Genomic DNA, 23,673 nt, shown 5'->3' with positions numbered 1-23,673 from the left:
AAAAGGTCATCTGACATGTCAATTTTTTGACGGGTCAGATGACCTTCTTTAGTTATGGAAGTAGAGCCGCTGGATTTCCTGGGTGGCTTCTTTTATATTGGTGGGCCGCACATGAACGCCGTAGCCGATATAGAGGGGCGGTGTGGCAAAGCGGGGGAGGATTTTGGCGTAGACCTGATTCTTTAGCTGGTAGAAAAAGATGTTGTAGCTATGAACCTGTCCTTTATGGAAATGACGGGTTAGATATTCTGTGCCAATTTGCAGAAATTTGGCTATGGTGTGGATGGCCTCCGTGCTTTCGATTTCGGCAGGAATGATGTTGAGTTCCCAGAATCCAATGCGGGGATTGGTGGAGATGTTAAATTCCACGCCATTTTCACAGGTGATGATTTCCCCGGCAAATTCTTCGGGATAGACGGTAAGGGGCTGCGCAAGATGGGGGAAGGCCACAAGCTGCATATGGGGGTGGCGGATGGTGCCGCCCGACAGAGGGCCGTAGTTTTTGAAGAATACCACATCATCATATTTGCCGGAGTGCAGCATTTTTTGCCAATGGTGCAGGCCGAAGCGTATCAAGCGCTGCATATGTTCGGGCGTGTAGTCGGGCATATCGCTTTGGCAGGCATCCGTTTCGATGAGAACGAACTGTTCCGTGCCGGACAGTACATTGTATTTATTGCGCAGGAGGATGATGGGGCCATCGGTGGCGATGATGTCCGTGAGCTCATCTGTATGGCAGAAGGGACAGTAGTTATCCGGGTGGCGGATGGTCTCCGGCTTTTGCCGCCCGATTTGCATATCAAAGTCTATGATATTGTATGGTATAGCCATAGGATGTTCACCCTCTTTGGATAGTTTCGTATTGTATGTATTATACGTTTAAGTCTAGCACAAGGTCTTGGGAAAAACAATGACAGCACATATAAAATAACCCTACCGCAACTGCGATAGGGTTATTTTATGATATATCAGCTTTTGGTGATATTTATGCGCAAATTAAAGGGCACGCTGAACCTTACCAGAACGCAGGCAACGCGTGCAGACGTTGACACGTTTCACTTCGCCTTCAACAACAGCGCGTACACGCTGGATGTTCGGCTTCCAAGTGCGTCTCGTCTTCAGATGGGAATGGCTGACATTGTTGCCAGACAGTTCGCCTTTAGCGCAGATTTCGCAAACACTTGCCATGTGTTACACCTCCTTAAACCTGTGGGAGCCTACTGCTCCTAACACACAATAATGGTATTTTAGCACAAAAAGGGAGGGGGTGCAAGTATTTTTACTTGACAGCCGGGAAAAAATTTTGCCCGCCATGCACTTCCTGCTAAAATATGGGAAAAAGAAGCTTTTATTTCGATTTTATATTGTTAAAATGTATCAGATATATTACAATGTAACTCATGAGATGAACATTTGTCAATTCATCTTAAATCTAATACGGAATGGGTTGTGTTATGAAAAATTTCAGACTGAACGAAAAAGAAGTAAAAACGCTTGCGGAGCGTTTCCCAACGCCCTTTTTGGTGGCATCACTGGACAAAGTTGAGGAGAACTACCAGTTTATACGCCGTCATTTGCCGCGGGCGGGAGTATTTTATGCGATGAAGGCGAACCCGACACCTGAGATTTTGTCTCTGCTGGCGGGCCTTGGTTCCCATTTTGATGTGGCCTCGGCCGGTGAGATGGAAATTCTCCATGAATTAGGCGTAGATGGTTCGCAGATGATATATGCCAATCCGGTAAAGGATGAGCGCGGGCTTAAGGCTGCGGCTGAATATAATGTACGCCGTTTTACCTTTGATGACCCGTCGGAAATCGACAAGATGGCCAAGGCTGTGCCTGGTGCGGATGTGCTCGTGCGTATTGCTGTGCGCAACAACAAGGCCTTGGTAGACCTCAATACGAAGTTCGGTGCACCTGTGGAAGAGGCGCTGGATTTACTAAAAGCTGCGCAGGAGGCCGGCCTTCATGCCATGGGCATCTGCTTCCATGTGGGCAGCCAGTCGCTGTCTACGGCGGCTTATGAGGAAGCCCTGCTGGTGGCCCGCAAGCTTTTTGATGAAGCAGAGGCGATGGGCATGCACCTGACGGATTTGGATATCGGTGGCGGTTTCCCTGTTCCCGATGCCAAGGGGTTGAATGTGGATTTGGCGGCCATGATGGAAGCCATCAACAAGCAGATTGACCGTCTGTTCCCCGATACGGCTGTTTGGACAGAACCGGGGCGCTATATGTGCGGCACGGCGGTGAACCTTGTGACGTCCGTTATCGGCACCAAGACCCGCGGCCCGCAGCCCTGGTATATTTTGGATGAAGGCATCTATGGTTGCTTCTCAGGCATCATGTACGACCATTGGACGTACCCTTTGCACTGCTTTGGCAAGGGCACCAAGAAGCCTTCGACCTTTGGCGGTCCCAGCTGCGATGGTATCGATGTGCTCTATCGCGACTTTATGGCGCCGGAGCTCAAAATCGGCGACAAGGTGCTCGTGACGGAAATGGGGTCTTATACCAGCGTCAGCGCTACCCGCTTCAATGGTTTCTATCTGGCACCCACCATTATCTTCGAAGACCAGCCGGAGTACGCGGCGCGGCTCACGGAGGATGATGAAGTAAAGAGTAAGGCGGCTGTATAATGGATATTGAAGAAATTAAGCATATGCTTTTTCATGCGCTGACGGAGGAATCTCTGGAAGCAAAATTGGACGCGGCAAAATCCCAGCAGGAAGTCTATGGGATTTTGCAGGAACTGGATTATTTTACCCTGAGCATGGAGGAGTTCCAGCAGGGAATAAAAGCAATGCAGAACGAGGCAGAATAATGGTGATTGACCAGTCAAATGACTGGTCAATCACTTTTTTTATAGGAGGCCTTTTCAGTGCAGAATCTTTGGGGTATAATGTCAAGGTTACTATATTAATTAAAGCAATCATAAATTATAGGAGGAACGTATGGAATCTTTTGTGGGGGCGTTGGGCCTTTATGGCCTCGGAACGCTGGCGCTGATTTGGCCGAAGCGGCTGGAATTGGCTGCCCATTATGTGTCCATGGGGCTGGCAAGTATCGCCAGCCTTGTGGTGTTGTGCCAATCCCTGCTGACGCTGGGAGGTATGGGAGGTGCATCTGTCTGGCAGCTGGGCCGCTATTCGTTGGCCGTTGACGGCTGGGCGGCAGCCTTTCTGCTGATTATCGGTCTGTCCGGCACGGCCGTCAGCATCTATGGCATGGGCTATGGACGGGGATACTTAGGTGCCCGTATCCGTCAGCTGGCCGGACTTTGGAATCTCTTTTTGGGTTCGATGGTCATGGTGGTGCTGGCCGGTGATGCCTTTACCTTTATTCTGGCCTGGGAAGTCATGGCGTTGGTGTCCTTCCTGCTCGTGAATCACGAGAGCGAGAAGAAGCAGGTGGTGCATGCCGCGTATCAGTACATGGTCATGACCCATCTGGGCACGGCAGCTATTCTCGTAGCCTTCTATCTTTTGGGCAGCGGGGCCGAAAGTTTTGCCTTTGCTGATTTGGCGCATAGCCAGCTGCCACCTGTGCTTCGGCATATCGCCTTTGGCTGTGCTTTCCTGGGCTTTGCGCTGAAGTCCGGTCTGATGCCGCTGCATGTTTGGCTGCCCAATGCACATCCGGCAGCGCCGTCCCATGTGTCGGCGCTCATGAGTGGTGTAATGCTCAAGGTGGCCGTTTACGGTTTTGGCCGTTTTGTCTTTGAGTTTATCGGCGCGGATGTCTTTGCCTATGGCCTGATTGTCATGGTGGTGGGCCTGGTATCTGCTTTCCTTGGTGTGCTCTACGCTTCCATGGAAAAGGATATGAAGCGGATTCTTGCGTATTCTTCTGTAGAAAACATGGGCATTATCTTTGCTGCTTTCGGCTGCGGTATGCTGCTCGTGGCTATGGATAAGCCGTATCTTTCGCTGGCAGCTTTTACGGCTGTATTGGTTCATTCCTTTGCTCACAGCCTGATGAAGTGCCTGCTCTTTATGAGTGCCGGTGCCGTCATGCACGCTACGGGCACCCGCAATGTGGAGCTTCTGGGCGGTCTTATGAAGAAGATGCCCTGGACGGCAGCCTTCACGTTGATTGGTTCCATGTCCTTGGCTTCTCTGCCCTTTACGGCAGGTCTGGTCGGTGAGTGGCTGACCCTGCAGGGCATGATGACGCTGGCCTTTGAATCCGGCACGCCGGAACTGCGCCTGCTCGTTATCTTTGCCTTTATTCTGTTGGGCCTTACGGGTGCATTGGCGCTGGGCTGCTTTGTACGGCTCTACGGTGTGACCTTTCTGGGCCGCCGCCGTTCCAATCTGGTGCTCAAAGCGCATGAAATGCCCTTTACGATGCTTCTGGGCATGGGCATGGAAGCGCTGGTCATTCTGGCGGCGGGCATCATGCCGGCACCGCTGGTTAATACCATGCGGCAGATTCTGGTGGACAGCCCTCTGGCAATTCCTGCCGGTAACTTTATGGGCCTTTGGTGGAATGGCGGCCAGTCGGAAGCGGTCTTTAGTCCCTGGCTGATTTTGATTGCCGCTCTTTGGCTGTTTGCTATTCTTGCGCTGACCATCAGCGGCAAGAAAGTTATCGTGCGCCAGGATGTGACCTGGAACTGCGGCACGGAACCGACCCGTCGGCAGCAGTATACGGCGACAGGTTTTTCCAAGCCCTTGCGCCGAGCCTTTGACTTTATCTTGAAGCCCCGCCGGGAGCGTGTTTTCCTCCAGCGGGAGCATGCTTATTTTGGCCGGAAGCTTCATTATAATTTGCTGATTCCTGACCAGTTTACGGATAGACTCTATCGTCCGGTACAGCACATCATGATAAAGGCCGCCGATACCCTGCGGATTGTTCAGCAGGGCAGTGTGCGCCTCTATATTGGTTATACCATGATTGCGATGGTCATCGTGTTGATTTGGGGAGGTATGTGAGATGGCGATTGGTTTTTATAATGCCGCCGTGCAGGCACTCTGCCTGCTTGTCTGCGCTCCCCTGATTGCCGGGATTGTCAATAAGACGAAAGCGACCTTGCAGAAGCGGCAGGGGGCCAGTATCTTTCAGGAGTACTTTGACCTCTGGAAATGGTGGCATAAGCCGGTGATTGTGACGAAATACACCAGCTGGATTTTTCTGGCGGCTCCCATTGTGTATCTGGTGACCAGCATTATGGCGGCCATGATGCTGCCGGGGTTGCTCGCGGGCAACATCCGCTTGGGCGATGCCTTTGTCTTTGTCTATATCTTAGCTTTGGGCCGTTTCTTTATGACGCTTGGTTCGCTTGATTCGGCTACGGCCTTTGGCGGCATGGGCGGTTCCCGCGAAATCTATATTTCTGTTTTGGTGGAACCGGCGGTGATGCTGGCTATCCTGCTGAACGCCAGCCGTTACGGCTCAACCATGCTCTCGCAGATGGTCATTGACTACAATGCCTTTTACTTTACCGTTCCGGCGGTAATGGGCGGCGTGGCCTTCTTCCTCGTGATGCTGGCGGAAAACAGCCGCCTGCCGGTGGATAATCCCGACACGCATCTGGAGCTCACCATGATTCACGAGTGCATGACGCTCGAATATTCCGGCCGTCTTTTGAGCTACATCCATCTGGGCAGCATGCTCAAGATGCTGTCCTTCCTCGTGCTCTTTGGCAGTCTCTATCTGCCTCTGCCTTTGCCGTTGGTGGTGAAGGTGCTCCTGAGTGCACTCTTGATTGGTCTGGTGGAAACGCTGAACAACAAGATGCGCCTGTTCAAAGTCCGTGTTTATCTGGCTGCGGCTGTCATCATGCTGGCCGTAGCGATTATCGCACAGTAAGGAGGAGAAAATGGAATATTTGGTAGTTCTGCTCCTCTTTGTGGTCTTTGTGCAGACCCGGGTGATGGAGCTGCGCCGCTCGGTGGTGGCGCTGATGGCCCAGTCGGTGATTGTGGCCTGTGCCTGTCTGTTGGCAGGCCTTAACCATGGCCTTATCCATGCTCTGATTCCCTTTGCGCTGACGCTAGGGGTCAAGGTCATCTTTATTCCTATGGCCATGCTCAAGCTCATCAAGCGCATTACCGATGAGCGGGAAATCTTTTCGGATATTAATGTGAACTATTCCACGCTGGCCGCGGCTGCCTTCCTGGTGTTCGGCTATGTACTCGGCAACCGCTTTATGCTCGACCCCATGGCGCAGGATATCTTTGCGGCCACCGTTATGATGATTATGACGGGACTCGCGCTCATGGTCATGCGCAAGCGCGCCATCCTGCAGATTTGCGGGCTGATTACATTGGAAAACGGCATTTATCTTTTGGGGCTTATCATCACCGAAGGTTTGCCGTTAGTGGTTGAGCTTGGTGTATTCCTGGATGTATTGATTGCTGTGGTGGTACTGGTAATTCTCACCAATCGCATGAGTCTTTCCTTTATGACCACGGATACCACCGTAATGAGAAAGTTGAAGGGCTGAGGTAGTTTATGGAACTTTATTATATACTGGGGCTGCCCCTGCTCTTTGCAGTGGTGGCGGCTACCAATATGCTGGGGTTAAAACTCCTGCATATCGCCGACAGGCTGACGGCCACCGTGGTCTTTGGCCTGATTCTCGACATGGCAGTAAATTTTGCCCGCCATGCTGATGAACCAATCCGCCAGGGCTTCTTCTATGTGGATGCTCTGGGCATTTGGATGCTGGTGATTGTGGGCACGCTGTACTTGGCTTTTGCCTGGACCAGCAAGGCGTATCTGGAACGCGATACGAATATCCGCTACGGATACTTACGCCGCTTTACCCATTTGGAAGGGCGCTTCTATGCGCTGTCGCATCTTTTCGTTTGGACGATGATGCTGGTGGTGACGGTGGACAGCTTAGGGCTTATGTGGGTAACCATTGAAGCGACCACCTTGGTATCGGCACTGCTTGTAGCATTCAAATTCACCCGCACTTCCTTGGAAGCGGCCTGGAAATACGTTATGGTCTGCACCGTGGGCATCTGCTTGGCGCTTTTGGGCACCATCATCCTTTATTATGGTCAGCTGCAGGCCATGGGCAATGTCCAGCCGCTGAACTGGGAATTCATGGCGCATCATGCGCAGATGCTTGACCATGATGTGGCAAAGCTCGCCTTTGCCTTCCTCTTTGTGGGCTATGGCACGAAAATCGGTCTGGCGCCCATGCATGCCTGGCTGCCGGATGCTCATTCCGAAGCGCCGGCCCTTACGAGTGGCCTGCTCTCCGGTGCGCTCTGTATCTGTGCGCTCTATGTGCTTCTGCGCGCTACGGCTATCGTGATGCCGGTGGTTGGTTTGGAGTTCATCAGCAATATGTATGTAGGTTTTGGCCTCTTGACCATTGCGCTGGCTGTGCCGTTTGTGCTGGTACAGCGTGACGTTAAGCGTATGCTTGCTTATTCCTCGATGGAAAACTTCGGCTTGCTGGCCGCAGGCTTCGGCCTCTTTATGCCACTGGCCGCAGAAGCATCCCTTCTGCATATGTTCAACCATGCGTTGGTTAAATATATGCTGTTTTATACGGCAGGTACCATTATGGAAACCTATGCGACGAAAAATATGATGCGCATTCACGGCATGATGCAGCAGGCACCGAAAACGGCCATGTTCTGGCTGCTCGGCATTGTGGGCATCCTGGGTATGCCGCCGATGGGGGTGTTCTTCAGTAAATTCTACATCATTGCCAGCTTCTTCCAGGCACATCATCCGTATCTGGGCATTCTGGCGCTCGTGCTGCTGGCAGGCATGCTGATTGGTATTCTCTATCATGCTATGCGCATGCTCGGGGGCAAGCCGACGCGCAAATCTGCCGGTGAACTGATGGGCAAACTTGACAGCTGCGTACTGCTCTTGATGCTGGCTGTCAGTGGTGTAGTAAGTGCCTTTGCCTACGAGCTTCCCTATGTGGGAACGCTGCTGACTGAGGCGGCAAAAATTGTTCTGGGAGGTGTGCAGTAATGGCGGATTGGTCTTTGAAAGTGGTGAAGCCGGAAAATTTCCGGGGCACTGCCAATATCCTGTCCAATGGCGGCAATAATCCTTTGACCGCCATGTTTGGCCGGGATGAAACGGAAAATCCCGAAGTGAAGGGTTATGCCATTTATGCGGTGTTTGAAAATCTGAGCGAGCATAAGATGGAGGCCGTTAAGGCCGTCTTTAGCGAAGGGGAGTCCCTTTGCTACGAATCCCTGACCAGTGTGATTCCTGCTGCCGTTTGGTACGAGCGCGAGATTCAGGATATGTTCGGCATTGTGCCGCAGGGCCATCCGGACCCGCGCCCGCTTGTCCTGCATGACACCTTCCCCGAAGGTTTTTATCCCCTGCGCAAGAATGTGGCAAAGGATGTTGAGGTTCGCGGCAGCCGCCGCATGGATATGAGTGTGGCCAAGGGCGAAGGCGTTTATGAAGTGCCGGTCGGTCCGATTCATGCGGGTATTATCGAGCCGGGTCACTTCCGTTTCAGTCAGGCCGGTGAATCCATGCTGCAGCTGGACGCGCGTCTGTTCTATACCCACCGCGGTCTGGAAAAAATTATGGAAGGCAAGACACCCGAAGAAGCTCTGCCCATCGTCGAGCGCATCTGCGGTGCCTGCTCCATTGCCAACACTTGGAGCTTCTGTCAGGCCGTGGAAAAAATCGCTGGCGTAAAAATTCCGCGGCGGGCGGAAATCATCCGCACCCTGCTGATGGAAATCGAGCGCATTACCAACCATGTGGGCGACTTGGGTAATATCCCTGCCGGCGTGGGCTTTAATCCGGCCATCAGCCTTGGCGGGTGCACGAAGGAAATGCTTATGCGCCTGCAGGAACGCATTGCGGGCAACCGCTTCCTGCGCGGTGTAATCGTTCCCGGCGGTGTGTGTCAGGATATTGACAGCGCCTTGATCAACGATATCGCCGATATTATGGATAAGGTCAAAGCCAATGTCAGTGATTTAAGCGAAATGTTTGCGCAGCAGGCCAACTTCCAGAACCGCGTGCGCACGACAGGTATTGTACGCAAAAACACCGCTGTGGATTTAGCGATGGTGGGTGTGGGTGCAAGAGCCTCGGGCTTTGCCCATGACAGCCGCAAGGATTTTGCCTACGGCCTCTACCCGGAACTTGACTTTGAGCTTGTGACGGAAAAGACCGGCGACGTGGCCGCAAGACTGGCTCTGCGCATTGCCGAACTTACCGAATCCTTTGGCCTTGTGGAGCAGCTTTGCAATCTGCTGAAAGCTGACAAGTCAAATGACCCGTCAAATCTGACTTGTCAAATTGACTTGTCAAATGTCAGCGGTGAGGATTGGGGCCTTAGCGAATCGGCCCGGGGCAGCAACTTCCAGTTTGTGGCCCTGCAGGATGGCAAAATTGACCGCATTTTCGTCCGCAGCGCCTCTTATCCCAACTGGCCTGCGCTGACCATTGCGGTGCAGGGGGATATCATTCCGGACTTCCCGCTGATTAACAAGAGTTTTGAACTGTGCTATGCCTGCATTGACCGTTAAGAGGTGAGGAGAGATTATGTTTAAGGTAATAGAACGCTTATTGGGCGATAAAATCGCCACCGAAAAAATTTCCCTCACCGGCAGCGAACGCTTCCGCGGGAAAATCACCGGCAGCTGCCCGGAAAATCTGCGGGAGGAATGTGCCAAGGCCTGCCCCGTGGGTGCCTTTCAGGTCACGGCAGATGCACAGGGCTATGCCGTTGACTATAAAAAATGCCTGTTCTGCGGCAAGTGTGTGGAAAAGGCCATGGGCAGCCTGCAGCATAGCAGTGATGAGGCCCTGCCTGTGATTACGGAAGATGCTGCCGAGGTTACGGCCGAAGTCATCAAGCAAAAACTCGGCCGCAGCCTGCATGTGCGCCATCTTGACGCCGGTTCCTGCAATGCCTGCGACTTTGAGATGGGCGCTATGTCCAATCCCATCTATGATTTGCACCGCTATGGCGTGCATGTGGATGCATCTCCTCGCCATGCTGACCTCCTCATGGTCACGGGCGTGGTGACGAGAAACTTAGAGCAGGCCCTTAGAATGTCTTACGAAGCCATGCCGGAACCGAGACTTGTCATGGCCTGCGGTGCCTGCGCGGCGGGTGGCGAGACTTATGGTGCCAGCTACGCTATCGTCGGGGCTGCCGACAAGGTAGTGCCGGTGGATATTTACATCCCTGGCTGCCCGCCCAGACCAAGTGCCATGATTGCCGGCCTTTTGGCTGCGGCAGATATGCTGGCGGAAAGAATGTAAGAATTTGTCAAAAAATTTCTTGCCAAATACTATCTTGCTATGCTATTATGTATGTTAGATTGTGAAAACGGGCTGAAGGTATAACCGTTTTTACATAATACAATGATGGTGGTTGATGTATGGAAGTCATTTTAGCAGATTATCTCGGCTTTTGTTATGGCGTAAAACGTGCTGTAACCATTGCCCAGGAAAATGCTTCCGCTGATGGCACAGCTTCAACACTGGGACCCATTATCCATAATCCCCAAGTGGTGGAACGCCTCAAGACAGAAGGCGTTGGCACGGTTGATGCGTTAGCAGAGATGGATAGGGGAACCGTGATTATCCGCTCCCATGGTGTGGGGCCGGATATTTATGAGGAAGCCGAAAAACGCGGGCTGAATCTGGTGGATGCAACCTGTCCTCATGTGAAGAAAGCACAGTTGTCGGCCAAGAAATTGGCGGATGAAGGCTATAAGGTTGTCATCATCGGTGAGAAGAAGCACCCTGAGGTGCGCAGTATCTTTGAATGGTCCGATGGCAAAGCGACAATCGTGGAGACAGAGGAAGAGGCAGATGCCCTGGAATCCAGTGCCAAACTCGGTGTGGTCTGTCAAACGACTTTTTCCGGTGACCGATTCAAGAGTATCGTGAATCATTTGTTGGAGAAGTCCCGGGATATCCACATACAGCGAACCATTTGCACAGCGACTGACCAGCGGCAGAAAGCAGCTTTGGACTTAGCAGCCAAGGTTGACATGATGCTCGTGATTGGCGGCAGAAACAGTGCTAATACCACGCGGTTGGCGCAGATTTGCGCAGAAAAATGCTTAACTTACCATATCGAAACTGCAGAGGAACTGCAGGACGAGTGGTTTGATAAAATTGAAAAAATTGGTATTACAGCGGGTGCTTCAACACCTGACTGGATTATCAAGGAGGTATATAAAAAGTGTCAGAACAGATGAATATGGAAGAACTCTTAGCAGAGGCCGAAAATGCAATGCCGGATATCCAGGAGCGCACCGTTGTAACCGGTGAAGTTATCCAGGTTTCCCGCGATGAGGCTTATGTTGATATCGGATACAAGCAGGAAATTGCTATTCCGAAGCGCGAGCTGGCTTACCCGGCTCCGGAGTCCGCTGAGGACGTAGTAAAAGTTGGCGACAAAATCGATGTTTACATCGTTTCCCTGGGCGGCGACAACGGCGGCATCCTTTCCAAGGTTAAAGCTGACCGCATGGTTGCTTGGAAGGAAATGGAAGCTATCATGGAACGTGGCGAAACGGTTCAGGCTACCATCAATCAGGTAGTTAAGGGCGGTCTCGTAGCTTCCGTAAATGGTCTCCGTGGCTTTATCCCGGCTTCCCAGATGGAACTGCATTTCGTAAAAGATCTGTCCGTATATGCTGGTCAGACTGTTGAATGCGAAATCATCGAAATCGATGTACATAAGCAGCGTCTGGTTCTTTCCCGCCGCAAGCTCCTCGAAGCTGTTCGCGCTGAGAAGGAAGACGAAGTATTCTCCACGCTGCAGGCTGATACCATCGTTCGCGGTACGGTTAAGCGTATCGTTGACTACGGTGCATTCATTGACATCGGCGGCGTAGATGGTCTGGCTCATATCTCCGACCTGGCTTGGAACCGCGTGAAGCATCCGTCTGATGTTCTCGAAGTTGGTCAGGAACTCGATGTATACGTTAAGAGCATCGACCAGGAAGCAAAGCGCATTTCCCTGTCCGTAAAAGACACCATGCGTGATCCTTGGCTCGACAATGCTGAAAAGTATGCCGAAGGCGACATCATCGAAGGCAAAATCATCAAACTGACGGACTTCGGTGCATTCATGGAAATCGAACCGGGCTTCGATGGCCTGATTCCGATGGGTGAACTGGCTGAAAAGCGTATTGAACGTGCTGATGAAGCTGTTCATGTTGGCGATGAAGTTAAGGTTAAGGTTCTGCGCATCGACACGAAGCGTAAACGCATTTCGCTGTCCATCACGAAAGCTAACTAATAGCTTCGCTAAATAAACAGAATAAACTCAGGGGAGTGATGTTTTCCATCACTCCTTTGTTTAGTTAGAACTAGAATGAAAGAGATATAGATATGAGTAAGGAATACGCTGGGATTATTTCCAGAGTAAATGAGGGGAGTCTGGCCGAGGAACTGGAGCTGGTTCCTGGTGATAAAATCATCGCCATCAACGAACAGTCCCTGCGGGATATCATTGATGTAAGTTTTGCCATGGCCGATGAAGAAATTGACCTGACCATAGAACATGCCGATGGCGAGCGGGAAATCATTTCCTTTGATAAGGATTTTGATGAAGAACTGGGCGTGGAATTCGAGTCGGCAGTATTTGACGGCATCCGCAAATGTGCCAACAACTGCTATTTTTGCTTTGTCAATATGATTGCCCCGGATATGCGTGACAGCTTGTCGATAAAAGATGATGATTACCGCCTGTCCTTCCTCTATGGCAACTTTGTGACCATGACCAATATGGGACCGGCGGACTTCAAGCGTATCGAGCAGTTCCACCTGTCGCCGCTCTATGTGTCCGTGCAGTGTATGAATCCGGAACTCAGGGCGCAGATGCTGCGCTGTAAAGGCGCGGCCAGAATCACTGAGCAGCTCGAAAATCTCGAGGCGGCAGGAGCCGAGTACCATACGCAGATTGTGCTCTGTGCGGGGCTAAATGACGGTGAGGAATTAGAGCGCTCCATCCGCGAAATCGCCGCCCGCCGTCCCCATGCCCTGTCCATGGCTATCGTGCCTGTGGGCATCACCAAATACCGCACGGACCCCTATCCCTTGCAGCAATTTGACCGCGAAGGTGCGGCCAGAGTCATCGACATGGTGGAGAAGTGGCAGAAGAAGTTCCAGCAGGAAGAGGGGCGCACGTTCTTGTACTTAGGGGATGAATTCTACTTCCTGGCAGGACGCGAAGTGCCGCCGACCGAATTCTATGACGGCTTCCCGCAGCTCGATAACGGCATTGGCCTGACACGCAGCTTTATCAATGACTGGAATTTGACCTGTCAAAATTCTGACATGTCAAATGGCTATGACGAGCCCTTTGTGATTGATGTGGTGACGGGAACCTCCGTGGCGCCGGTTATGGAAAAGCTGGCGAAATCCTTACAGCTCAAAAATCTGCAGGTACGGATTGTGCCAGTGGAAAACAAGCATTTTGGTTCAACGGTCAATGTATCGGGACTGCTGACGGCCAAGGATATTCTGGACACTCTGGCCAATATGCCGGAGGCAGAGAAGCGGCAGGCGCTGATTATTCCCGAACCTGCGCTGAGGGCAGGCGAGGATATCTTCCTTGACGATATGACCTTGCAGGAATTTACCGCGCATTTCCCGAATATCCGCGTAGAGCCGGTACAGGGCGGGGCAGATTACTACCATGCGCTTACCGACTGGTCAAGTTACCATAAGAACCGCAGCGGCGAAACTGCCTATACCTGGCAGAGCAATGCAGGCTATACGAAGCCTGTGGAATAACTATAAGAAAGAAGGCTGACAATGAGCAAACCTATCGTTGCCATCGTAGGACGCCCGAATGTGGGCAAGTCCACACTGTTCAATCAGATTGGCAAGAAACGCGTTTCCATCGTTGACGATATGCCCGGCGTTACCCGGGACAGAATTTACTTGGATGCAGAATGGCTGAACCATGAGTTCACCATGATTGATACCGGCGGTATCGAATTCGATGAAAGCAACCATATCTTAAAATCCATGCGCAGCCAGGCCGAAATCGCCATGGAAGAGGCGGATGTAATCCTCTTTTTGGTGGATGGCCGGGCTGGGCTTACGACTTCTGATGAAGAAGTGGCCAAGATTCTGCGCAATACCAAGAAACCGGTTATCTTAGGTGTCAATAAAATTGACAGCCCGCAGCTCGAAATGAACATTTATGAGTTCTACAATCTGGGCTTGGGTGACCCGATTCCTCTTTCGGCAACTAATGTCATGAACCTGGGTGACCTTTTGGATGCCATTGTTGCGGCATTCCCCAAAGAAGTGCCCGAGGAAAAGGACGAGGACGAAATCAGCATTGCCGTTATCGGGCGTCCGAATGTTGGTAAGTCCTCGCTCGTCAATCAGCTCTTAGGCGAAGAACGTGTTATCGTCAGTGATGTGGCTGGCACGACCCGCGATGCCATTGATACGCATTTCGTCAAAGATGATATGAAGTTCATGCTGATTGATACGGCCGGCATGCGTCGCCGCGGTAAGATTGATGAACCGGTGGAGCGTTACAGCGTGATGCGTTCCCTGCGTGCTATCGACAGAGCAGATGTTGTGCTTATGGTTATCAACGCCTTTGAGGGTATCACCGAGCAGGATAAGAAGATTGCCGGTTATGCTCATGAGTCCGGCAAGGGGGTAGTCATTGTCGTCAACAAATGGGATATCTATCCCGAAAAGGATGACAAGTCAACCCTCCGCTTTACCGAAGATTTGCGTGAGGAAATCGGCTTCCTGCAGTATGCGCCGGTGCTCTATGCCTCGGCTTTGACCGGCCAGCGTGTTGGCCGTGTGACGGAACTCGTGAAATATGTGGCTGAACAGCAGTCCATGCGCATCAAGACGAGCGTGCTCAACGAACTCATCCGCGATGCGGTATCCATCAACCCGCCGCCGATGCACCGTGGCCGCCGCCTCAAGATTCTCTTTATGACGCAGGCTGATATCAAGCCGCCGAAGTTCATCATCTTCGTCAACGACCCGGAACTCATGCACTTCTCCTATTTGCGGTTTATCGAAAACCGTCTGCGTGAAATGTACGGTTTCGAGGGGACGCCTCTGCGCCTGATTGTCCGTGCGCGTGATGAGGAGGAGGATTATTGATGTCTTCCATGCTTATTGCCGGTTTGCTCTCGTATCTTTTAGGTTCCATTCCCAACGGCCTCTGGCTGGGCAAAGCTATCTGGCATACGGATTTGCGGGAACATGGCAGTCATAATATCGGTGCTACGAATGCCTGGCGTACATTGGGCAAGGCCGCAGGAATTTCCATCTTCCTGCTGGACTTTGCCAAGGGTGCGCTGAGTGTTTATCTCGGTTCCGTTTTGGTGGGCACGCCAGCCTTTATGATTGTCTGCGGCATCCTGGCTATTGTAGGCCATTCCTGCTCCCTGTTTTTGAAGTTCAAGGGGGGCAAGGGGGTGGCCACAGGTCTGGGGGTTATGGTCATGCTGATGCCCCTGCCGGCTCTGATTGTATTTTTGCTTTGGTTGGCCATCGTAAAGGTCACAGGATATGTGTCTTTAGGCTCGATTGTAGCGGCAGCCTGCGTACCATTGCTTGCCTGGCTGATGAATTATTCTCTGGAATTTATTCTCTTTGGTGTGTTGGCAGCGGTATTCATCATTGTCCGTCACCACAGTAACATTGGCCGTCTGCTGAAGGGCACAGAAAGCAAAATTCAGGCGGCGAAACGCTGAATTTGTTGATAGTTGTAAAATTTTTAAGTGACAAATGTATACATAGTGTGGTATACTATCTTTTGTCAGTAGAAAATCATCCATTGGAGGCGTAATATATGAACGAACAGAAAAGCGGATTTTTCCTCGTCCGTGAAGAAATTCTTCCGGAAGCAATCAAGAAAACCATCAAAGTAAAAGAAATGCTCAAGCGCGGCGATGCCCGCACCATCAATGAAGCTGTGGAGAAGATGGAACTCTCCCGCAGTGCCTACTACAAATACAAAGATTATGTGTTCCCCTTCTATGAAGCCAGCCAGAACAAGATTGTGACGCTGACTTTCCTTCTTGAGCACAAGAAGGGGGTCCTTTCCAGCGTGTTGAATACCATTTCCCAGGATTCCGGCAGCGTTATGACCATCAATCAGGGCATTCCTCTGCAGGGCGTGGCCAATGCCACCGTTTCCATCGAAACCATGAACCTCAGCGTAGACCTCGAAGCACTCTTGGATAAACTGCGCATGGTGGATGGTGTGAAGCGTCTGGAAGTTCTTGGTCAGGCTTAATTGAATAGGAAAAGGGGTGTACCGTATGCAGAAGGTTATTAAGATAGGCTTGTTGGGAGCCGGGACTGTCGGCTCCGGCGTTGTTAAAGTGCTGGAGATGAATCGGCAGCAGATTACCGAGCGCGTGGGAGCAGAACTTATGATTAAAAAAGTTCTCGTGCGCGATTGCAGTAAGGTGCGCCCCTTTTTGGCGAACTATCAGGTTACGGATAAGATTGAAGACATCTTAAATGATGACGAAATCGAAATCGTTGTCGAGCTGATGGGCGGGCTGAATCCGGCCAAGGATTATATGCTGCGTGCCATGGAAGCCGGCAAGAATGTCGTGACCGCCAATAAGGATGTTGTGGCCCAGTTCGGCAAGGAAATGTTTGCCAAAGCCGAAGAAAAGGATGTGGACTTCCTCTTTGAAGCCAGTGTCGGCGGTGGCATTCCCATTATCACGCCGCTCAAGCAGTGCCTGACGGCCAATCAGGTGACGGAAATCATGGGCATTGTGAACGGTACGACCAACTACATGCTCACGAAGATGACGGAATGTGGCAGCGACTACGAAAGTGTCCTCAAGGAAGCACAGGAAAAAGGCTATGCCGAAGCCAACCCGTCTGCGGACGTGGATGGTCTTGATGCGGCCCGCAAGGCGGCAATCCTCGCATCGCTGGCCTTTAATACCCGTGTGGAACTCAAAGATGTGTCCGTGGAAGGTATTACAAAAATCACCCCGGACGATATCGAGTATGCCAAGAACCTTGGCTATGTGATTAAGCTGCTCGCCGTGGGCAAGGAAACCCAGGAAAATGGTGTGGATGTACGGGTACATCCGGTATTCTTGCCCAAGGAACATCCGCTGGCTGCAGTTAACGGCGTGTTCAATGCCATCTTCGTCAAGGGCAATGCCATCGGTGATGCCATGTTCTACGGTCAGGGCGCCGGTTCCCTGCCGACTGCATCGGCAGTTGTCGCCGATGTGATTGAAGTTTCCCGCGATATCCTGCATGATAACTTTGGCCGGGTACGCTGCACCTGCTATGAAGAAAAGCCCATCTGCCCGTTGGAGAAGACGAAGTCCTCGTATTATGTGCGCCTGCTCGTGGATGATAAGCCGGGCGTATTGGGCTATGTGGCTACGGCCTTCGGCAATGCCGGTGTAAGTTTGGAATCCGTTATCCAGACCCACCGCAATATCGTGGACCATGCCGAAATCGTGGCGATTTCTCATCGGGTGGAGCATGCCCAGATTGAAGCAGCATTGGCAGCCTTAAAGGCTTTGCCTGTGGTAGATGAAATTCGCAGTGTCATTCGTGTTGAGCAGGAACGGGGGTAAGTCAGTGGATAGTCGCAGCATCTGGGTAAGAGTCCCGGGAACAAGTGCCAACTGCGGGCCGGGATTTGATTCCATTGGGCTGGCTTGTACGGTCTACAATGACTTGCAGTTACAATTAACGGAAGCTCCTGGCTGCAGGATTACCATTAACGGTGCCGGAGCAGGGAATATTCCCTGTGATGACCGCAATATCGTTTGGCAGTCGGTGCAGTACCTGCTCAAAAAAGCAGGCCTTGCAGATACCTATAAGGGCGCCATTATCCATATGGAAAATAACGTGCCTCTGTCCCGCGGTTTGGGCAGCAGTGCGACCGCTATTGTGGCGGGGCTAAAGGGCGCCAATGCTCTGATTAATAACCGCTTTACCCGCCGGGAACTGCTGCAGTTTGCCACGGACATTGAGGGTCATCCCGATAATGTGGCGCCGGCTATCTATGGCGGCTTTACCATCAGCACCGTGACGCGCGGGGATGTGGAATGTTTTACATTGATTCCCAAGATGCGGTTAAAGCTCGTGGTGGCAGTACCGGATTTCCCTCTGTCCACCAAAAAGGCGCGGGAAGTCCTGCCCAAGGAAGTCCCCATGAAGGATGCCATCAACAATATCGGCCGAGCAGGTATGCTCGTAGCGGCACTCTGCAAGGGCAATGAAAAATTCCTGCGCAATGTCTTTGAAGATGCACTGCATCAGCCATACCGCGCAAAACTGATTCCCGGTATGTATGATGTGTTCAGTGCGGCGAAGAAGGCCGGCGCATTAGGTGCCAGCCTCAGTGGTGCCGGCCCGTGTCTTATCGCATACTGCCTGCAGCGCCGTCATGTGGAAGATGCGGTGGGACAAGCCATGCAGGAAGCCTTTGCCCGTCATGGGGTAAAGGCGAATATCCTGAGTCTGGAGCTCGATACCCGCGGAGCACACATTTTGAACGATAAATAATTGAAGTGAATTATGACTGAGAAAGATTTTGTAAATAAAATCCGCACAGCAGGCGCCCGCGTTTTTATCGTGGGCGGCTGGGTGCGGGATTTTTTGCGTCAGGTGCCTGCCCATGACAAGGATTATATGGTGGCGGGCATTGATGAGGAGACATTTCAACAGGTATTTCCGCATGCCCCGCGTGTGGGGAAGGCGTTCCCTGTGTATCTCGTGGATATTGACGGCTGCCATGCCGAGGTGGCCTTTGCCCGCAAGGAAGAAAAGCAGGGGGCAGGCTATCGCGGTTTTACTGTCGAGTATGGCCGCAATGTGACCCTCGAAGAGGATTTATACCGCCGGGATACCACCATCAACAGCATGGCGATGGAACTGCCCTCAGGCGAGATTTTTGACTTTTATGGGGGACGCGAGGATGTGAAGCAGGGCATAATCCGCCCGGTATCGCATCACTTTGCCGAAGACCCAGTGCGGGCACTTAGAGCTGCCCGTCAGGCGGCGGAATTTCATTTCACGCTAGCGGCGGAGACAAAGGAAGCTATGGCGGCCTGCCAGGAGGAACTGGCAGGGGAACCATCGGAGCGGCTCTTACAGGAACTAAAGCGGGCGCTTTTGACGGAAAAGCCCTCGCTGTTTTTCTGTGCCCTGCAGGAAACTGGGCTTTTGGCTGTGACCTTCCCGGAACTGGCGGCGCTTATCGGCAAGACCCAGCCGGAAGCCTTTCATCCCGAAGGGGATGCCTTTGCTCATACGATGCTTGTGGTGGATACAGTGGCAGCGGAGACGGATTCCCTGCTGGCAAGGTTCTGCGGCCTGGTGCATGATTTAGGTAAGGGTGAGACGCCTGCGGAAATGCTGCCGCATCACTACGACCATGAAGTGCGGGGACAGGATGTACTGAAGCGCTGGAATGCGCGTATGACTCTGCCTAAGAAATGGCTGCAGGCGGGACTCTTCGTTATCAGCCAGCACATGCGGGCGGCCCGGCTCAATAAGGCGGGAAAAATTGCGGAACTCCTGCTGAAGGTGGCGGCATCGCCTATGGAAATCGCGGACTTTCAGGCTGTCATCCGGGCAGACCATCACAGTCTGCCACCCTATCTCGAGGAAGCACCTGCTATTATTGCCTGCATGCAGCAGGTAAATGGCAGTCAGGCGCCGAAATCTTTAAGAGGCGTTGCGATTGGCGATTGGGTTCGGAACCAGCAGGTGAAGGCCTATCAAAATTATAAGTATCACAAACAAGGAGAAACGAAGTTATGACCTGGTGGCGTCAAAGGCGCACGTATTTAATGATTATTGGTCTGACCGTCTGCATTGTGGGCGGTGCCATGGGAGGCATCCTCCTTTATCAGATGCAAAATAAGACAAAGTCTGCAGCGATGGATGATGGTTACTATACGGTGACAAGCAAGCAAAATCCTGTGTCTTATTCCCCGGTGTTGGAGTGGGAGAAGGATGAGAACGCGGTGTTCTACGAGGTGGAATTTTTTTCTTCGGTGCCGTTCTTCCTCGATGAAAATTGTGAGTCCACGTCGGCCATTCATCGTTCCCGGCGGGTGTATCAGAACCGCTACAATCCGCCTCTAAAGGAATTTGCCGCCGATTTACTCGGCAAGCATCCCCTCTATTGGCGGGTGCGCTCCATGGATTTTGACGGCAATGCGCTGACACCGTTTTCCCCGCCCCGAGAACTTTGGACAAGTCCGGATATCGCGCCGATGAATGCGCCGATGCCGGTGACGGAATACAATGGGGAAAGAGGCAGGACGCTCCTCTATCCGGTCTATCATTGGGTACAGCAGGCAGGTGCCAAGCGTTATGAAGTCGCGCTGTATCACGATAATCCGGCGGTCAATAAAAGTGCCCAGCCCTTTGCGACTTTATTTGCAGATATGTCGGAGCTTTACGATACTTCGCCGCGCCCCTTGCCCAATGGTTTCTTCTGGCGTGTTCTGTCCTTTGACCAGGATGGAAATGTCATGGGCACCTGGTCGGAACCACAGTATTACAGGGTATCGCCCTTGGACAACTGGGAAGTGGGTGTGCTCGGGGACAGCATCAGTCATGGCGGCGGTCATTTTTCCTTTGGCCCGGCAGATTTTGAATTCAGCTATCTGAGCTATCTGGATTTCCCAGCCATCAATCTTTCCCAGAGCGGCGATACGGCGCAGATGACCCGCGACCGCTTTGATGCGGATGTACTGCCTTTTAAGCCGCATTATCTGCTGATTATGACTGGCAGCAACAGCCTGCGGGCTGGGGAGGACCCACAGGTGGTCATCGACTGCCTCAAGGAAATCCAGCGCAAGTGTCTGGAAAACGGCATTGCGCCCATTCTTTTGACCCTGCCGATGATTAATCCCGACAGCATTGAGCATATTTTCCAAGAGAGCACGGCTCCCGATTATGCCAGCCGCTTCCTTACGGTGAATAATTTTATCCGTACGCAGGTTTATATCGATACGGCGGCTGCTTTTGTCTGCCCCGATAATAAACTGCCGGTAAAATATGCGCTGGATGGTCTGCATCCCGATGCCAACGGCAAGAGACTCATGGCTGAGCGTATCAATCTTGCCTGGCCGCAGGTAAAAGGTCTGGCGGATCGGATGCTGATGAATTATCAAAATGAATAGTTAGAGGAGATGTCATGATGAAATGGCTGCGTACCCACTGGAAAAAACTACTGCTCATAACGGTTGCAGTGATTGCTGTTGCCGCTGTTCTTGTGCTGGAAGTTTTTAGCCGGGGGGCCGCAGCCATTTTTAATCAGGCCATGATGGACCAGGACATGCTCAAAGGGGAAATCAGGGCGGACAAAATCGTGGCGCATATTAACGGGCATGTGGAATTCAGCCAGCTTCAATGGCATGACCCCGAGGGCCGTCTGATCCTCTATGTGCCGGAAGGCTCCTTTGAGGTGCGCCCCTGGGATGTTATCACCGGCAATATCAAATCCACGACCATGCAGGATTTGACCATTCGGAATGCTGCCGTGGCGGTGCGTCTGTCCGATGACATGCGGGTAGACTTTGTGCGCAGTTCTCCGGATATGCAACAGGTCAAGGAAGAGGATACGGACTGGCGGGCAAAAGTCAGCCTGGCAGGGAAAAGCGAGGAAGAGCGCAAACAAATCGGTGAATATCGCCGCAAGAAACATGCCGAGCGCATGGCTAAGCAATGGCACAACTTCGAGCGGGAAGGAAAGAAAATCCGCATGAAGCTGAAATTTGAGGATTGTCGTCTGGAGGTATTCCATAAGCAGCGTCACTATCTTTTGTCCAAGGTGAATATGCTGGCGGATATCAACACCGATGACGATATGATTCTGGAACTTTCCACCGGGCATTTTGGCGGCACTATGATTGGCAATGGGGTCAAACTCAAGGGCACGGTGGATTTTGACGGGGCAGAGTTGCCGCTGGCTGATTTTTACATCAGTTTCATGGATGTTGACCCCTCCTCGCTTGGAATGGGGATTAACATTCACGACAAGATGACACTGGACAGCCACCTGACCGGCCCGTTGCACGAGATCAGCGGGGAAGGCCATGTGCGCATGGAACATCTGCATATTCCCGCGCTCGATTTTGAAAATGTACGGGGCCGGGTCGATTATGATGGGGAGAAGCTCTACTTTAACGATGTGGAGGCCTCGGTCTTTGGCGGCAAGCTGGTGGCTGATGGGGAATACGATTTGGATACCCGTTACTACAGCATTCATGGCATTGGCAAGGACTTGCAGGCGCAAAAGGCTTTGCCGGGCAGCCATCTTTCCTGTAATGTGGACCTGGAGATGTTCCTATCATCTAAGGGGAGTGGCCGGGAAACTTCGTCCTATGGTCATTTTTCCTCGGGGGAAGGCCGGTTTAAGATAATCCCTTTCAAGAGTATGTCTGGTAAATTCCGGCAGGGTTATCGGGATTTGGAGTTTAATGACGTGGCCATCGAATTTGCCGGTCTCACCATGCGGACTGATTATCTCCAAGTGAAGGAGGGTAAGCTGACCTTTAATCCCATCAACATTACGGATAAAAACGGTGAATTGCTGGCAGTTTACGAGGGAAGGAAATGAAGGTGACGAAATTGCAGAAGAAGCATGGCTTGAAAATATGCCTGTTGGCGATGGTCTGTTGGTGGGCTTTTGCCAGTGTGACCTGGGCTGCTATGGTGACAGTGACTGGTCAAGGCAGTTCGGAGAGGGGCGCGATTAAAGCCGCCCTTCGGCAGGCCATTGAACAGCAGATTGGCGTCATGGTGGACAGCCGCAGTTATGTGCAGAACTACAAGCTCATTAACGATAGGGTCTATACCCAGGCCGATGGCTATATCAGAAGCTACAAGGTGTTGGAACATAATGTCGTCAACGGCATTCATTCCGCCAAGGTGCAGGTGGATGTGCAGGAGCAGAAACTGACGGCGGTCCTTGGCACATTGGCCCAGAAAAAAGCCGTTATCGGCATGAACATGCAGGACCCGCGTATCGGCGTGCTGGCCATGGACCGGCAGGGCCGTGCCTATCCTGCGGTGGAAAACAATGTAATCAACGGCTTGACTAGTCAAGGTTTCAGCCGGGTGGTGGACATGGGGCAGATAAGCACCGCTAAGCGGCGTCAGCTTTTGGCGGCCCAGTATTCTCAGGACAGGAAGCTCTGGCAAAGCCTCAACATCCAGTCACCGGTGGATTATCTGGTGACTGCGCAGGTGGATTTAGCCGTCAACAGCATGGCCGATTACGTTCCCATGCCCGGTATGGCCAACTTAAAGAAAGCCGCGGCTTCCATCGCCGTACGCATGGTAAATGCCAACACCGGTGAAGTCATCTACGCCGGCAATTTCCGTGGCAAGTCGGAGCGGCGCAGCAATAATGCGGAAAATGAGGCCATCAATGCGGCATCGGCCGGCATTGCCAAGGCAATAGGGGAGGCAGCACTCAACAAGGCGGCCAATCCCAGCCAGCATATCACTTTGGTCATCACACAGAACAAATGGGGAAATATCGCCGATATTACCAACTATCTGGAGAACATTCCCGGTGTCAACCATGCCTATGTGCGTGCCACTTCCTTCGGCAATACGACCGTGGACCTGGAGTTTAACGGAACTGCCCATGATTTGGCGGCGGCTTTAGAGGCCGATGGCCAAAAGATTGTGGAAATGGGCTCAGAATACGTGAAAATCTGATATTTTTTCAAGGTGCCAAGG

General features: G+C 52.1%; 22 protein-coding genes. 20 read left to right on the top strand and 2 right to left on the bottom strand.

Going from position 1 to position 23,673, the window contains the following annotated elements; genetic code table 11:
• Positions 1 to 48: 48 nt before the first annotated feature.
• Complete coding sequence (locus T320_RS10020; protein WP_156032852.1) at positions 49 to 825, bottom strand: DUF4931 domain-containing protein; 777 nt, start codon at positions 823 to 825, stop codon at positions 49 to 51.
• Between the two features lie 171 nt (positions 826 to 996).
• Entirely contained in the window at positions 997 to 1,188 is a 192-nt protein-coding gene (gene rpmB / locus T320_RS10015; RefSeq protein ID WP_014424781.1) for a 50S ribosomal protein L28, read from the bottom strand.
• Between the two features lie 266 nt (positions 1,189 to 1,454).
• Here rpmB and T320_RS10010 point away from each other — a divergent pair, with 266 nt between their 5' ends.
• The 20 genes from T320_RS10010 to T320_RS09915 all read left to right on the top strand — a co-directional run bounded on the left by T320_RS10010 (position 1,455) and on the right by T320_RS09915 (position 23,652).
• Positions 1,455 to 2,636 carry a type III PLP-dependent enzyme gene (locus T320_RS10010; protein ID WP_037355468.1) on the top strand — a complete coding sequence of 394 codons (1,182 nt, stop codon included), beginning with the start codon at positions 1,455 to 1,457 and terminating at the stop codon, positions 2,634 to 2,636.
• Positions 2,636 to 2,821, top strand: coding sequence for a hypothetical protein (locus T320_RS10005; protein ID WP_026760950.1), 186 nt, complete (start codon positions 2,636 to 2,638; stop codon positions 2,819 to 2,821). The genes T320_RS10010 and T320_RS10005 overlap by 1 nt, the downstream gene beginning before the upstream one ends.
• A 130-nt stretch (positions 2,822 to 2,951) precedes the next feature.
• Positions 2,952 to 4,934, top strand: a complete 1,983-nt coding sequence (locus T320_RS10000; protein WP_037355466.1) for a proton-conducting transporter transmembrane domain-containing protein — start codon at positions 2,952 to 2,954, stop codon at positions 4,932 to 4,934.
• A 1-nt stretch (position 4,935) separates the two neighbouring features.
• A complete protein-coding gene (locus T320_RS09995) occupies positions 4,936 to 5,811 on the top strand; it encodes a respiratory chain complex I subunit 1 family protein (RefSeq protein WP_026760948.1) in 876 nt (291 codons plus the stop codon).
• A gap of 10 nt (positions 5,812 to 5,821) precedes the next feature.
• Entirely contained in the window at positions 5,822 to 6,448 is a 627-nt protein-coding gene (locus tag T320_RS09990; protein ID WP_037355456.1) for a hydrogenase, read from the top strand.
• Between the two features lie 8 nt (positions 6,449 to 6,456).
• Positions 6,457 to 7,947 (top strand): proton-conducting transporter transmembrane domain-containing protein, encoded by a 1,491-nt coding sequence (locus tag T320_RS09985; protein ID WP_037355454.1) that lies wholly within the window; start codon positions 6,457 to 6,459, stop codon positions 7,945 to 7,947.
• On the top strand, positions 7,947 to 9,479 hold the full coding sequence (locus tag T320_RS09980) for a hydrogenase large subunit (RefSeq protein ID WP_037355452.1): 1,533 nt from the start codon (positions 7,947 to 7,949) through the stop codon (positions 9,477 to 9,479). The genes T320_RS09985 and T320_RS09980 overlap by 1 nt, the downstream gene beginning before the upstream one ends.
• Positions 9,480 to 9,495: 16 nt before the next feature.
• Positions 9,496 to 10,221, top strand: a complete 726-nt coding sequence (nuoB, locus tag T320_RS09975; protein ID WP_037355450.1) for an NADH-quinone oxidoreductase subunit NuoB — start codon at positions 9,496 to 9,498, stop codon at positions 10,219 to 10,221.
• Positions 10,222 to 10,340: 119 nt separating this feature from the next.
• Positions 10,341 to 11,168 carry a 4-hydroxy-3-methylbut-2-enyl diphosphate reductase gene (ispH, locus tag T320_RS09970; RefSeq protein ID WP_037355448.1) on the top strand — a complete coding sequence of 276 codons (828 nt, stop codon included), beginning with the start codon at positions 10,341 to 10,343 and terminating at the stop codon, positions 11,166 to 11,168.
• Between the two features lie 2 nt (positions 11,169 to 11,170).
• Positions 11,171 to 12,217 carry a 30S ribosomal protein S1 gene (gene rpsA, locus T320_RS09965; protein ID WP_230578507.1) on the top strand — a complete coding sequence of 349 codons (1,047 nt, stop codon included), beginning with the start codon at positions 11,171 to 11,173 and terminating at the stop codon, positions 12,215 to 12,217.
• A 92-nt stretch (positions 12,218 to 12,309) separates the two neighbouring features.
• Positions 12,310 to 13,716 (top strand): DUF512 domain-containing protein, encoded by a 1,407-nt coding sequence (locus tag T320_RS09960; protein ID WP_037355445.1) that lies wholly within the window; start codon positions 12,310 to 12,312, stop codon positions 13,714 to 13,716.
• A gap of 21 nt (positions 13,717 to 13,737) precedes the next feature.
• On the top strand, positions 13,738 to 15,069 hold the full coding sequence (gene der, locus T320_RS09955) for a ribosome biogenesis GTPase Der (protein WP_037355443.1): 1,332 nt from the start codon (positions 13,738 to 13,740) through the stop codon (positions 15,067 to 15,069).
• Positions 15,069 to 15,665: a glycerol-3-phosphate 1-O-acyltransferase PlsY gene (plsY, locus tag T320_RS09950; protein ID WP_037355441.1), complete on the top strand. Its 597-nt coding sequence runs from the start codon at positions 15,069 to 15,071 to the stop codon at positions 15,663 to 15,665. Before der ends, plsY begins: the two co-directional genes overlap by 1 nt.
• A gap of 98 nt (positions 15,666 to 15,763) precedes the next feature.
• Complete coding sequence (locus T320_RS09945; protein WP_014424166.1) at positions 15,764 to 16,210, top strand: ACT domain-containing protein; 447 nt, start codon at positions 15,764 to 15,766, stop codon at positions 16,208 to 16,210.
• 25 nt (positions 16,211 to 16,235) lie between these two features.
• A complete protein-coding gene (locus T320_RS09940; RefSeq protein WP_026760938.1) occupies positions 16,236 to 17,534 on the top strand; it encodes a homoserine dehydrogenase in 1,299 nt (432 codons plus the stop codon).
• Positions 17,535 to 17,538: 4 nt separating this feature from the next.
• Positions 17,539 to 18,471, top strand: coding sequence for a homoserine kinase (thrB, locus tag T320_RS09935; protein ID WP_037355439.1), 933 nt, complete (start codon positions 17,539 to 17,541; stop codon positions 18,469 to 18,471).
• A gap of 12 nt (positions 18,472 to 18,483) precedes the next feature.
• Positions 18,484 to 19,731, top strand: a complete 1,248-nt coding sequence (locus T320_RS09930) for an HD domain-containing protein (protein WP_037355436.1) — start codon at positions 18,484 to 18,486, stop codon at positions 19,729 to 19,731.
• Positions 19,728 to 21,104 carry an SGNH/GDSL hydrolase family protein gene (locus tag T320_RS09925; RefSeq protein ID WP_037355433.1) on the top strand — a complete coding sequence of 459 codons (1,377 nt, stop codon included), beginning with the start codon at positions 19,728 to 19,730 and terminating at the stop codon, positions 21,102 to 21,104. Before T320_RS09930 ends, T320_RS09925 begins: the two co-directional genes overlap by 4 nt.
• Positions 21,105 to 21,118: 14 nt before the next feature.
• On the top strand, positions 21,119 to 22,543 hold the full coding sequence (locus tag T320_RS09920) for an AsmA family protein (RefSeq protein ID WP_037355431.1): 1,425 nt from the start codon (positions 21,119 to 21,121) through the stop codon (positions 22,541 to 22,543).
• Entirely contained in the window at positions 22,540 to 23,652 is a 1,113-nt protein-coding gene (locus T320_RS09915) for a hypothetical protein (RefSeq protein WP_037355429.1), read from the top strand. Before T320_RS09920 ends, T320_RS09915 begins: the two co-directional genes overlap by 4 nt.
• Positions 23,653 to 23,673 lie beyond the last annotated feature (21 nt).

It is taken from the genome of Selenomonas sp. FC4001 (assembly GCF_000701565.1).
GTDB lineage: Bacteria > Bacillota > Negativicutes > Selenomonadales > Selenomonadaceae > Selenomonas_A > Selenomonas_A ruminantium_B.
The sequence above is the reverse complement of the archived record's forward strand: the minus strand, read 5'-3'. Positions and strand labels throughout refer to the sequence as shown.